Source organism: Leptospira weilii serovar Ranarum str. ICFT, assembly GCF_000332415.1.
Classification (GTDB): Bacteria; Spirochaetota; Leptospiria; order Leptospirales; family Leptospiraceae; genus Leptospira; species Leptospira weilii_A.
Genome location: NZ_AOHC02000014.1, coordinates 72,420 through 84,924, shown reverse-complemented (window position 1 = coordinate 84,924; position 12,505 = coordinate 72,420). Strand labels below are relative to the sequence as shown.

13 protein-coding genes are annotated in these 12,505 nt (G+C 43.0%); 10 read left to right on the top strand and 3 right to left on the bottom strand.

Features of this window, described 5'->3' with window-relative positions:
* Window positions 1-831 (bottom strand): hypothetical protein, encoded by an 831-nt coding sequence (locus tag LEP1GSC060_RS03485; protein ID WP_002995968.1) that lies wholly within the window; start codon window positions 829-831, stop codon window positions 1-3.
* Window positions 832-898: 67 nt separating this feature from the next.
* Between LEP1GSC060_RS03485 and LEP1GSC060_RS03480 the strand changes: the two genes are divergently transcribed.
* Genes LEP1GSC060_RS03480 through LEP1GSC060_RS03465 form a run of 4 tightly spaced genes read left to right on the top strand, consistent with a single transcriptional unit; the run spans window position 899 to window position 3,815 of the window.
* Entirely contained in the window at window positions 899-1,159 is a 261-nt protein-coding gene (locus tag LEP1GSC060_RS03480) for a lipoyl domain-containing protein (protein ID WP_002996185.1), read from the top strand.
* Window positions 1,156-2,034: a metallophosphoesterase family protein gene (locus LEP1GSC060_RS03475; RefSeq protein ID WP_002995914.1), complete on the top strand. Its 879-nt coding sequence runs from the start codon at window positions 1,156-1,158 to the stop codon at window positions 2,032-2,034. The genes LEP1GSC060_RS03480 and LEP1GSC060_RS03475 overlap by 4 nt, the downstream gene beginning before the upstream one ends.
* 1 nt (window position 2,035) lies before the next feature.
* On the top strand, window positions 2,036-3,079 hold the full coding sequence (locus LEP1GSC060_RS03470; protein WP_002996298.1) for an Mrp/NBP35 family ATP-binding protein: 1,044 nt from the start codon (window positions 2,036-2,038) through the stop codon (window positions 3,077-3,079).
* Between the two features lie 46 nt (window positions 3,080-3,125).
* A complete protein-coding gene (locus LEP1GSC060_RS03465) occupies window positions 3,126-3,815 on the top strand; it encodes a hypothetical protein (protein WP_002996018.1) in 690 nt (229 codons plus the stop codon).
* A gap of 13 nt (window positions 3,816-3,828) precedes the next feature.
* Here LEP1GSC060_RS03465 and LEP1GSC060_RS03460 read toward each other — a convergent pair whose 3' ends face one another.
* Both LEP1GSC060_RS03460 and LEP1GSC060_RS03455 read right to left on the bottom strand, forming a co-directional pair.
* Entirely contained in the window at window positions 3,829-4,443 is a 615-nt protein-coding gene (locus LEP1GSC060_RS03460) for a UbiX family flavin prenyltransferase (RefSeq protein ID WP_002996257.1), read from the bottom strand.
* A gap of 284 nt (window positions 4,444-4,727) precedes the next feature.
* A complete protein-coding gene (locus LEP1GSC060_RS03455) occupies window positions 4,728-5,627 on the bottom strand; it encodes a 4-hydroxybenzoate octaprenyltransferase (protein ID WP_002996011.1) in 900 nt (299 codons plus the stop codon).
* Window positions 5,628-5,731: 104 nt separating this feature from the next.
* Here LEP1GSC060_RS03455 and LEP1GSC060_RS03450 point away from each other — a divergent pair, with 104 nt between their 5' ends.
* The 6 genes from LEP1GSC060_RS03450 to rfaD all read left to right on the top strand — a co-directional run bounded on the left by LEP1GSC060_RS03450 (window position 5,732) and on the right by rfaD (window position 12,497).
* Window positions 5,732-6,379: a ferritin family protein gene (locus LEP1GSC060_RS03450; protein WP_002996263.1), complete on the top strand. Its 648-nt coding sequence runs from the start codon at window positions 5,732-5,734 to the stop codon at window positions 6,377-6,379.
* A gap of 7 nt (window positions 6,380-6,386) precedes the next feature.
* Entirely contained in the window at window positions 6,387-7,373 is a 987-nt protein-coding gene (locus LEP1GSC060_RS03445) for an LIC11612 family fibronectin-binding protein (RefSeq protein WP_002996256.1), read from the top strand.
* Between the two features lie 44 nt (window positions 7,374-7,417).
* Window positions 7,418-8,515: a redox-regulated ATPase YchF gene (gene ychF / locus LEP1GSC060_RS03440; RefSeq protein WP_002995943.1), complete on the top strand. Its 1,098-nt coding sequence runs from the start codon at window positions 7,418-7,420 to the stop codon at window positions 8,513-8,515.
* A gap of 106 nt (window positions 8,516-8,621) precedes the next feature.
* The gene (mutY, locus tag LEP1GSC060_RS03435; protein WP_002996210.1) at window positions 8,622-9,749 is read left to right on the top strand and encodes an A/G-specific adenine glycosylase; all 1,128 of its coding nucleotides are present in this window, start codon (window positions 8,622-8,624) and stop codon (window positions 9,747-9,749) included.
* 4 nt (window positions 9,750-9,753) lie between these two features.
* Window positions 9,754-11,511 (top strand): UbiD family decarboxylase, encoded by a 1,758-nt coding sequence (locus LEP1GSC060_RS03430; protein ID WP_002996153.1) that lies wholly within the window; start codon window positions 9,754-9,756, stop codon window positions 11,509-11,511.
* Window positions 11,512-11,525: 14 nt separating this feature from the next.
* Window positions 11,526-12,497 (top strand): ADP-glyceromanno-heptose 6-epimerase, encoded by a 972-nt coding sequence (gene rfaD / locus LEP1GSC060_RS03425; protein WP_002995949.1) that lies wholly within the window; start codon window positions 11,526-11,528, stop codon window positions 12,495-12,497.
* The last annotated feature ends 8 nt before the right edge of the window (window positions 12,498-12,505 follow it).

Sequence of the window (12,505 nt, the reverse complement as noted above, 5' to 3'; positions counted from 1 at the left end):
TCAAAAATCCACCTTCAATCCGGAGATCGGATATTTCATGTAAACGGTAGTGGTTCTTGCGCCGGAAGTGATCGTAAGCAAATCGAGAGGATTTAGACCGATGGAATAAAAACCTTCGTCGATCATCGCAATTCCGAAACCGGCGCTTTCTTTCTCGTTTAAAAATTCGGGACGAAAAAAATCCGCAGAATTCCCGCTATCAAAAAGTTCTTTGTGTTTGAGTCTGGATTCTTGAATTCTCTCGAAATCCAAATGATGAATGGGAGAATCGTTACGAATCCGAAAACTCAGTTCCTCGGAAGTGATACGAATCTTCAGAGAAATGTTCATATTGTACTTTTTGATTTTTGCTCGAACGTCGGTGAGAAACGCTTTTTCACTTTCCGTAAGAACTTTCTTTTTTGTACGAATCTTATCTTCCAGTAAAAGGACGCTTTGCACTTGTCTTTTTACTTTTTCAGGAACGATGTATCGATGCATTGCGTCTCTAAGAAGAGAGGTTTCCATTATGATTTCCAAAAGTTCTTCCGCGTTTTGGGGACTGGATTCTCCCTGTTCTAATTTTTTAAGAAGCTCGTCCCTGAAAATTATATGGCGAATGTTTGCCTTGATCGCATTGAGAAGGGCTTCCATAAGTCCGCTAAAAAGATGAAAACCCGCTAAAGGATTGGCGCCGATCTCCGATAAAATCCCGTTTACTAGTTCTGATAAAATGTCCCGAGTGGGTTTCGTCAGACCTTTGAGTTCAAGGTGAAAGAATTTTTTTTTCTTAAGAGCTTCGATATTTTTCAAAATCTCGCTGCCTTTAAGCGCCGTTTTCTGGTTTGCCATATATCCCCACCGAGTTTTTTAGGTATCATTGACGCACAAAGTCTTTTACGCAAGTTTGTTTTAAACTATGAAACCAAAATCCGACATTTTTGAATTGATCACACCGGATCTCGGAGATACCGACAAGATCGAACTCGTTTATTGGAATTCGAAGTTAGGCGATTTTGTGGAACCGGGTCAGGAAGTTTTAGAACTCGTTACCGATAAGGCTTGTTTTCCCATGGAGTCACCCGTGAAAGGAAAGCTAACGCGAATTATAAAAGAGAAAGGGTCTATCGTTCGCAAAGGGGACGTGTTGGGAATCTTAGAACTTTTCGAATCCGAATGAAAATCCTTCACCTTTCAGACTTACACTTTCCGACTTCGGTTCCATTCTTTCAACTGAAGGGAAAGATGTTCTTAGGATATTTGAATTATAATCTTAGAAGAAAAAAAAAATATCCTAAGAAAGTTTGGGACTCTATCTTAAATTTTATTCTTGAGACGAACCCGGATGCGATCGTCGTGTCGGGAGATATTACCAACGTATCTCACGAAGAGGAATTCAAAACGGCCGGAAAAATATTAAGCGAACTTCCCCAAGAAAAAGTTTTTTATATTCCGGGAAACCACGATCGTTACATGAAACAATCCGCGGGAGAAAACGCTTTTTACGAAAAATATTTCTCCGAACTTTCGGGCGAATCGATTTCGCATAACGCACACTATATTCGCATTAAAAAAATCGGCGATTTACACTTCGTAGGTTGGGATTCCAATAATCCCCTTTCGATTCTGAACGCTTACGGCAGGATCCGACCGGAAGTTGTTTTACAAACGAAAAAATTTCTTTCCGAAAAAAAAATCGGAAACTACGTTCTTGTATGTCATCATCCGATTTGGAACCCGGCCGATAGACAGGAAACCGTACATCATAAATTGCTAAATCGGGAAGAGATCGCTTCCTTATTGAAGGAACACCCCCCCCTCGTTTATCTGCACGGTCACGTCCATACCAACTGGGTAAAATTCCCCGGAAACGAATTGCCTTATTACGTCGTGAATTCCGCCTCCAGTACGCGCCTTTCGGACGCGAGACACGAAAGCGGATTTCATCTTTTGGAAATTCAAAAACAGAATGTAAAAATTCAAAGATATACTTACAATATAGAAAAGTCTAAGTTTACGGAAGCGCCCTTGGTTTCCTATTCGGAAAAGGAATAGAATGTCAACAATCGAAGCGGTTAAAATTCAAAGAGAATTGATTAAGATCAAACATCCCGAACTCAAAAAGGATATCGTATCTCTCGGTATGGTGGGTTCCTTGGATATCCAAGAAGGGGAAACGAATATTCTTCTCAAAACTCCGAACCAAGATAGAAGGATTCAGATCGGCCTTGAAGCGCAGATCCGTCAGGCTCTCACCAAACTGGATGGAGTCGGAAAGGTGAAGATTAAATTCGAAGTGGACCCCAAACTCGTTCTGGATGATTCCAATAAAATTCCGGGAGTTAAGAATGTGATCGCGATCGGTTCCGGAAAAGGCGGAGTCGGTAAGTCGACCGTTACGGTCAATCTCGCGGCTATTGCGGCCTCGCTCGGTTACAAGGCCGGGATCTTAGACGCAGACATTTACGGCCCTTCCGTCGGAAAGATGTTCGGAATCAACGGAAGAGTGGCGTTAAGAGCCGAAGAAGATAAAATTTATCCTTTGGAAAAAGACGGACTTAAACTCATCTCATTTTCCTTTTTAATCGATGAAAAACAACCCGTTGTCTGGAGAGGTCCGATGCTTGGAAAAGCGATCGAACAATTTCTATACGACATCGTCTGGGATGAACTCGACTATCTTTTCATCGATCTTCCGCCGGGCACCGGAGACGTTCAACTTTCACTCGCGCAGCTGATCGATTTAAACGGAGCCGTGATCGTAACCACGCCTCAATCGGTCGCGCTTTTAGACGCAACCCGAGCGTCCGCCATGTTCTCTCAAGTAAAGGTTCCGATTCTCGGAATCGTTGAAAACATGAGTGAGTTCATTTGTCCTAAGTGCGGACATGCTTCTGCCATATTCAGTAAGGGCGGAGGTCATAAGTTGGCCGAATCCTCCGACGCACGTTTTCTCGGTGGCATTCCTCTTACGATGGACATTATGAACGCAGGAGAAGACGGTAAACCCTCCGTGCTTAAGGATAAGGAGGGTCCGGTGTATCAAGCTTACAAAACCATATTCGATAACTTAAATGAAGAAATAAAAAAGTGGGAATAATATCCGCTTTGGAGTCTGTTGTAGATAGAGAGAAGGGAGGTGAACCTTGAAGTTTGAAAAGGGATCCGAAAAAAACCCAACTGGTAATTTGATCGTATATTGCAACGTCTTTGGCGAAAACCCTCTCAGTCCAGGTGGAAAGATCATCGCGTCTAACGTGGTGGTGAGCTTTCTGAAAATCGGAGAAAATTTTCCGGTCGTAACATTCCCGCCCGTGTCGTTGGAAAGTTATGAGGAATTGAAGAAGGTAATCTCGGAAAATATAGAAAAATACGACGTGATTAAAATCCGCGACTTCGAGATGCCCGTTTCTAAAGAAGCCTCCAATGATTACATCCAGGAAAGAATGGATCAGTTCAACAGCGTTGTAATCAAATACGTTGAAATCTGTAAAAATCGGGAAGTGGGCGGGGGACAGGTCAATTTTCCGGAAGAAGAAAGCGGTGTCAGAGAATATCTGGATGCGCTTGCAAATCTTTCTCTGAAAATCAGAAGATCCACGGGAATCGCAAGAGAAGCTTCCCTCATCAAAATGGATCAACTTGTGGAAAATTTTTCGACCAAACATCCTGAATTCGATTTGGACAATTTTAAAAAGGCTCTTGCCTTACCGGGACAAACCGGAGAAGAGTTGATCGGACTTTATCTTCAGAAATTCAACGCGATTTCGAAAGAGAACTACGAAGACGCGTCCACTCTCAAGAAAAAGATTCACGACATAGAATACTTCGCTTAACAAAAACGATTTCTTACTCTTCGAAATTCCTCGGATTCCATCTAGGGTATAGATTCAACTCCATACCCAAAAGTCTGAAAACTCTTTCACTTATAAAATCACCCAAGTCTTCCAGTGTTTTAGGCATCTGATAAAATCCGGGGGAAGCGGGAAGAATCGTCGCGCCCGCGTCGTGAAGTTCCAACATATTCTTGAGATGAATCCGATTGTAAGGGGCTTCTCTCGGAACGACCACAAGCGTCCTTCTTTCTTTCAAAGTCACGTCGGCAGCTCTTTCAATCAGGTTTTCCGTCAAACCGGCGTTAATCGAAGCGATCGTTTTCATGGAACAAGGGAGAATCACCATCGTTTTCCAAACATTGGAACCCGAGGCAATGTCCGCTCCTATATCCGCAAAATTTCGGATCTCAAATTTGTGTCGAGTATCTACAATCTCGTATTTGGAAACGATAAAGTCCAAAAGTTCCTTCGAAGAAGAAACCTTACATTCCATTTCCTCTCTGAAAACTCGCAGAGACGCCGGGCTACAGATGAAAAACGTGGTTCCTTCGATCGTAAAAAGCGCTTTGATAAATCTTTCCGCGTAAATGGAACCGCTGGCTCCGGCCATTCCTAAAACTAGTTTCATTTTTCATCTCCGGAAAATTTATATAAGAGAATCGTAAAGTTTCGATTTTTGAATCGGTCTTTCTCGTAAATCCTTCAATTCGCTAATTGAAGCAGAATTACTAATTACTATATAATAAAGTACTTAGAGTTTGTCCGCCAACCGTCCGATTTTATCGGAATGGCCGCGAATCTCTGCGATTGTTTTAAGTTTTGAGACAGGCTCTGATTATTTTGCATTGAAACAGTATTTTGCGATAAAAATTAACGGTACTTATTATTTAGAAGTCGGTAAAAAACTCAAACTCAATCGCCGAGAATCACAAGATAGAAAATCCGATCCAATAAAAGCCCGCCGAATAGGATTGAGGAAATGAATGAATGGATTCGATAAAATTTAGGAGGGAAAAAATCGTCTCCCGAATTTATTACAATTTTATGTTCTTGTAATAGAAGAACTCCGGTAACGGCTAAAAAAATCAAAAAGATCGGACCCAGATTCGAAACGATTCCCGCCGCGAACAAAAATCCGATACAAAGGACATGGCTGAAAAGTGCAATCCTAAGTGAATTTTTTTTTCCGAATCTCGCGGGAATCGAATGAAGTCCTTCTTTTTGATCGAACTCCAGATCCTGAAGCGCGTAAAGAATATCGAATCCCGCCAAGTTCAATGCGAGTCCGATCGTCCAAAGCAAAGGTTCGAGAACGATTTCTTCCCGAATCGCGACCCAAGTTGCAAGCGGCGCCAGTCCGATCGAAAAACCTAATATAAAATGACAGAACCATGTAAATCTTTTCGACAAAGAATAGCCCAAAAGAATCGTCAAAGTCGGAAAAGAAAGAAACCAGGCCAACGGATTGATAAACCGACTCACGATAAAAAATCCGAGAGAGGAAAGAACCACAAAAAGAATCGCCGAACGTTTTGAAATTTTTCCCGCAGGAATTTCACGTTCCCGAGTTCGTTTGTTTTTTGCGTCGATGTCCGTATCTACGATTCGATTGAAACCCATCGCCGCGGATCTTGCGAGCACCATGGAGATCAAAATAAGAATCGAAAGAATCGTCCAATCTTGAGCGGTCCTTCCGTATGTTTTTAAGAACGCGAGAATGAACGCGATTCCCGCAAACGGAAGAGCGAACAGCGTATGAGAAAACTTGATGAGACTTCCGTACTGCTTGAGCGATGTTAAAATAGTATTCATAATTGAATGAGATTTTTAAAATTCCAGAATTCTTTTCCTACATAAAATCAAACTGAAAGCCTAAAAAGCGATGATTTTTTCCGCCCTTCCCAAAGGATATGTTTATGATCGTAGCTTTGACAAAAACTTCCACGTCGCCGGAAGCGATTCGCTCTTTTTTAAAAAAAATCATCCAAAACGGCCGACAACATTCCCGGTGGTTGAACACGATTTCCTTTTTGGAACATATCGGTTCTCGAAAAATTCTCGCTACCCAAAGCGGATTCGCGATGGGAGAGATGATTCTCAGGCACGCTTCGGAAGAAGCAAGACACGCCCATTTTTTCAAACGGATGAGCGAACGAGTTTCTCCCGGTTCTTGCCCGGATTATCAAACCGAAAATCTACACTGCGGTTTTTCCGCCTTCAACTACTTTCAAAGACTGGACGGAATGGTTTTGAAAAACCTAAACGCTTCCGGGTTTCGAGGCAAAAAACAATCCTTCCTTTCGTATCTCTATGTCACGCATCTCATTGAGGAAAGGGCCGATTTTCTTTATCAAGAATACGATCGGATTTTGGAAGAAAACGGAATTCCAGTCAGTCTAAAAGCGATTCTTAAAGAAGAGGAATCTCATCTTGCGGAAATGCGGAGCGCACTCGATCGGGAAGATTCGGAATTTACAACGCGTTATGCGCTCTTTCAGGAAAAGGAAGAGAAAAATTATTTGAAGTTCGAACAATCCCTTTTGAAATCCGTCGGACTCGGCTGATCCGAAGATGTTTCGAATCGTCCTCAAACAAGGTTTTATAATTTTCCTGATTTTTTGTATATTCTGTTTTCGGAATGTATTTTCGGAAACGGGAGGTTTAAAAGACCGTCCGGTCAGCTTTGTGTTCGTTTGTAAACCCTCTTTTGGAGCGGATAAACCCCGTTATTACAGATCCACTTCCTTATTTTTCAAAAGGCTCAAGAACAAACGCGTCCAGGAAAACGGAACCGCGTTTTTCGTCGGATACGGATCTTTTTCTTCCGAACTTCCCGTTGAACAATTGAATCTGGCCGGGCAAAAAGGTTACGATTTTTATATCTTTTCAAAAACCGTATCGGAGAATTTGCCGACTTCGATCAACAGCGTCCTCCCTTGGATCGGTTTTTTCTCTGAAAAAAAGGAAAACGTAAAACCCGAAAAGAATACGAAATCTTTTTTTAAAAAAAATAAGAATCGAAAATCCAAGGCCGGAAAATTAAAAAAATCTAAACAACGTTTTTTGAATGGATCGAAAGAAAGTAATTCCGAAAATTCTTCCAAAGTAAAAAAAGCCGAATCTTCGAAACCGCAAGAAACGCCGCAGACTACTTCGGCACAAACGACATCGCCTACGGCAAACGACAAAATTCAAAACGATTCCTTTGAATTGACCTTTGATTCCTTGAAGTTCCGGTTTTCTAACAACACGAATCCGATCGAATTTCCCCGGGTCGGAGAAAGAATTCTATTCTTAGCCGGAGACAAAACCGCAGAAGAATGGAGCTCGAGTCTTTCCGAAAAAACGGAAGGTATGACTTTCATTCGACTCTTGGATTTTCCGCAAGATTTAAGATTCGAGGATGGGATTTATTATACGGGTTGTGCATCTCCTCGGATTCCAAACGGAGTTTCCGTCTTAAATTTTTTCTTTCGAGGGAATCGTCTGATTCGACTCAAACAAGAAAGTTTTTCTCTCAACAGCGACGGTTCCGGGAAATCCTGGGAACTGGAATGACGATTTTACTTTTCGTGTAGACCTTCCCCGGAAAATCTGACTCCATGAGTTTGAATTGCGGCATCGTCGGCCTTCCCAACGTAGGTAAATCCACTATTTTTAACGCCCTGACCAAAGCGGGTGCGCAGATGGAAAACTATCCTTTTTGCACCATCGAACCCAACAAAGGAATCGTGGAAGTTCCGGATTTACGACTGGATCGACTCGCTGAAATCGCAAAACCTCAAAAGATCGTTCCCGCAATCATTGAATTTGTGGACATTGCCGGTCTCGTCAAGGGAGCCAGTCAGGGAGAAGGACTTGGAAATAAATTTCTTTCCCATATCCGAGAAGTGGACGCGATTTGTCACGTTGTGCGCGCTTTCGAAGACGAGAATGTGACCCACGTTCACGGTAAAGTAAATCCCGTCGACGACGCAGCCGTAGTCAACATGGAATTGATTTTTGCGGACTTGGACAGCGCCGATAAACAGTATCAAAGAGCCGCTAAAAACGCGAAGAACGGAAACAAGGAAGCGCTGGAAACGGCGGGTGTACTTGAAAAGATCTTGGATCTTTTAAAAGCGGGTAAACCGGCGAGACTTGCGGACTTAAAAGACGACGAAAAAAAAATTGCGAAGTCCTTTCAATTGATTACCTACAAACCGGTGATGTATGTCGCAAACATTGCGGATAAGGATGCGGCCCAAAAAGACAGTCCTTTGCTTCAACAAATCAGACAAATGGCAAAGGATGAAAACGCGGAACTCGTGATTCTTTGCGGTCGTTTTGAAGAGGAAATTTCCGGCCTGGATCGAAACGAACAACTCGACTTTTTAAAAGAAATCGGAGAGACCGAAAGTGGTCTGGATCGTATGATCAAAACCGCATATAAACTTCTGGGTTTGATCACGTTTTTTACCGCCGGCGAAGTGGAAGTGAGAGCCTGGACGACTTCTCTAAACAGCACGGGACCGAAGGCGGCAGCAGTGATTCATTCCGATTTTGAGAAAGGATTTATCCGAGCCGAGGTCATGAGTTACGAAGACTTGGACAGAGCCGGAACCCAAGCGAAGGTAAAAGAAGAGGGCAAACTCAGAATCGAAGGAAAAGAATATATCGTTCAGGACGGAGACGTGGTTTATTTCCGAATCAACGCCTAAAAAACGAGATCGATCCGGAATTCGTATTTTAGAATATTCTTCTATTCTAGTTTAAAAAAGTTTTCGTTTTTAAAATTCGGTTTTTCCTTCGATTTTCTTTACGACTGTGAAATCTAAAACAAACCCCATCGACGTCAAACTTCTCTCGGAACTCAGAAAAAATTTACTTTCTTGGTTTCAAAAAAACAAAAGAGACCTTCCGTCTCGAATCAATAAAAACGCCTATCGAATCTGGGTGAGCGAAATCATGCTTCAGCAGACACGCGTCACTGCGATGCTTCCGATATACGAAACATTTTTACAAAGATTTCCGGACCCGAAAGCGTTGCAAGAGGCGTCGGAAGAAGAAGTGATGAGATACTGGAAAGGGCTCGGGTATTATTCAAGGGCTCGGAATTTAAAGAAAGGCGCGAGTCTTCTCGTTGAAAAATACGGAGGTCTTTTTCCGGAAAATTACGAAGAGGCTCTTTCGATTCCCGGAGTGGGAAGTTATACCGCGTCCGCCGTTTTATCGATCGCCTACGGAAAACATCATGCCGTTTTAGACGGGAACGTGAAACGCGTTTTATCCAGATTGTTTTTGATCGAATCCGATCCTATTTCAAATTCCACCAATCAAACCCTGGGAAACTTAGCGCAAGAGTTTTTAACACCCGAATCGCCCGGAGATCATAACGAAGCAGTGATGGAATTAGGCGCGCTCGTTTGTGTTCCGATTCCGAACTGCTTCGCGTGTCCATTAGAAAAACGTTGTGAAGCAAGGACCGCCGAAAAGGAAAAAGAAATTCCCGCGTCTAAATCGACGGAGAATTGGGTCGACCTGGATCTCAATTTTCTTTTTTTAAAGTCGGATGCCCGAATTCTTTTGGTTAAGTATTCAACTCGAAGATTTTTTAAGACGATCTATTCGTTGCCGTTTCGCTTGGAGGGAAAACATCCTTATGAAAAGGATGAATGGGTGGAAGAATTATTCGACGATCCCGGACTTATACAAAGTTCCTTGCGGGCAAAACACTCGATCACCAAACATAGGATTCAATTGAAGTTCAGCGAACTCGACGAAGGGAACGTTTCTCGAATCGAAAAAATCCTACAAAAGAAAAAAGACGTAGAATTCAAATGGGTGGAAGAATCGTCGCTTAAGGAAGAATTTCCATCCTCCATATCCGGAAAACTCGGCAAACTCAGAAATAAAAACAAAAAACAACCGGACCTTCCGGTGGGAATATTATAATATTATGAAAATTAGATCCACAGGCGAATTCGTAAGGGAATTACAAAGACAAAAAGAGTTGCTCGTCATAGAAGAAGAAGTGGACCCGATATTAGAATTGGCTGAAATTCAAAGAAGGGTCGTTTCTAAAAGAGGCCCGGCGATTCTTTTTAAAAACGTAAAAGGTTCCCGTTTTAGCGTCGCCACCAATCTCTACGGTTCGTCAAAGAGGATGAAAATCGCTTTCGGAGAGGATCCGATCCAGTTCGTAAAAAAAATCGCCCATACGATCCGACATATTCTTCCTCCGACTCCCTCTAAAATTTGGGAATTGCGAAACATCGCGTTTCAGGCCCTTCGGGTCGGACTCAAAAAAGTAAAAACGGCTTCCGTTCTTGAAAACACATTAGATTCTTTGCATGAACTTCCGACGATCCGATCCTGGCCGAAGGACGGCGGAAGGTTTGTGACCTTACCTTTGGTTTATACGGAAAGTCCCCAAACCGGAAAAGGAAATTTGGGAATGTATCGGATTCAAATCCATGGTCCTATGGAAACGGGAATGCATATCCAAATCCACAGAGGCGGAGGAAATCATTACTACGAAGCCGAAAAGGAAGGTCGCTCCCTTCCGGTGCATATCTACGCGGGTGGTCCTCCGGCTTTGACGATTGCGGCGGTCGCGCCGCTTCCGGAGGAAATCAGCGAACTCATTCTCGCCTCACTTTTGTTAGGTGAAAAGCTGAGGATCAAAAAAGACCCGAATCTTTCTCCTCTGCCGATCGTAGCGGACGCCGATTTTTTAATTCAAGGAGTGATTCCTCCCAAAATTCGAAAACCGGAAGGCCCGTTCGGGGATCACTACGGTTACTACGCGTTAAAACACGACTATCCGATCGTTCAAGTAAACCGAATTTATCATCGTAAGGATGCGATCTGGCCCGCGACCGTGGTCGGTCGTCCCCCTCAGGAAGATCATTGGATCGCCGAATATCTACAAGATCTTTTATCTCCTATGTTTCCCGTCGTGATGCCCGCAGTACGCGGGGTGTGGGCTTACGAAGAATCGGGTGTACATTCTCTTGCGGCTGCGATCGTCCAGGAAAGATACGAAGGAGAGGCGTTTACGGGCGCGCTTCGAATTTTGGGAGAAGGACAGTTATCTCTCACAAAAGTATTACTCGTAACGGATCAAAACGTGGATCTAAAAGACTTTAGAGAAACGTTTATTAGAGTATTAGAAAGAATGAATCCGATTACAGATCTTCATATTTTTTCAAATATTTCCCAGGACACTCTCGATTACACAGGACCGGAGGTAAACAAAGGAAGTAAGGCGGTGTTCTTGGGTTCGGGCAAAAAGAAGAACGATTTGAAAAGCCGGTTTCAAGGAAAATTCGCCGATTCTTCCTTTAAGAACCCGAAGGTTCCTTATCCCGGAGTTTTGGTCGTTTCCGGACGCCCTTACAAAACCAAAGACGGAGTTCCTTCCAAACTCTTGAAAGAAAAATCGATCCGAGATTTTTTGTTCGTGTTCATCGTGGACGATTCCGAAGACGCGACCCGTTCCGATCACGATTTTATTTGGTCGATTTTTACCCGTTTTGAACCGGCCGCAGATATCTACGCGGACACGAAATTAATCCGAAATCATCCGGCGCTTTTTCCTCCGGTTGTGATCGATTGCAGGATGAAAACCTGGTATCCTCCTTTGACGGAAGCCGACACAAAGACGATTCGAAAAGTGGACGATAGATTTGGTGGACTGATAGACTCTCTTTAGGAAATTTGAATTCTATGGTGAAAAAAAGATGTATCGTTACCGGCGGGGCGGGTCTCATCGGGTCCAATCTCATTCAAGAACTCAACGCCCAGGGGATAGAGGATATTCTCGTAGTGGATCATTTGGGAACTTCCTCCAAATGGAAAAATTTGATCGGAAAAAAGTATTCCGATTATCTTGAAAAAGGGAATTTTTTGGACCGTGCGATTCTTTCTTCTCTATTAAAAGATTATGATATTTTGTTTCACTTGGGCGCCTGTTCCTCCACGACCGAAACCGACGCCTCTTATTTGATCGAAAACAACTTCGAGTATACGAAACTTCTTGCGAACGAATCCCTTAAAAACGGAATTCGATTCGTATACGCTTCTTCGGCCGCGACCTACGGAGACGGGGCAAACGGATACGACGATAAGACTTCCATCGATTCTCTCAAACCCTTGAATATGTACGGATATTCGAAACATATGTTCGACCTCTACGCCCAAAAACACGGTTTTTTAAACAGAATCACAGGAATCAAATACTTCAACGTATTCGGATACGGAGAAGGGCATAAGGGAGATATGAGGAGCGTAGTTCTCAAAGGATATGAACAGATCCGAAAGGAAGGAAAAATTCGTCTTTTTAAATCCTATAAACCGTCTTACAAGGACGGAGAGCAAAAAAGGGATTTTTTATACGCCAAGGACGCCGCCAAGATTACCGCCTATCTGGCGTTTGGCGGTCACGGCGGGATCTACAACCTCGGAAGAGGAATTGCCGAAACCTGGAACGATTTGGTGTCCGCAATTTTCGATACTTTAAAACTTCCTAAAACTATCGAGTATATTGAAATGCCTGAAACTCTAAAGGCGAAATACCAGTACTACACTTGCGCCGATACGACCAAACTTTTAAAAACAGGTTATTCGGAGGGATTTACTCGGTTACAGGAAGCGGTGAGAGAGTATGTAACCCTCCTCAATGAAGAAGAGGGCACATAACCGATTTT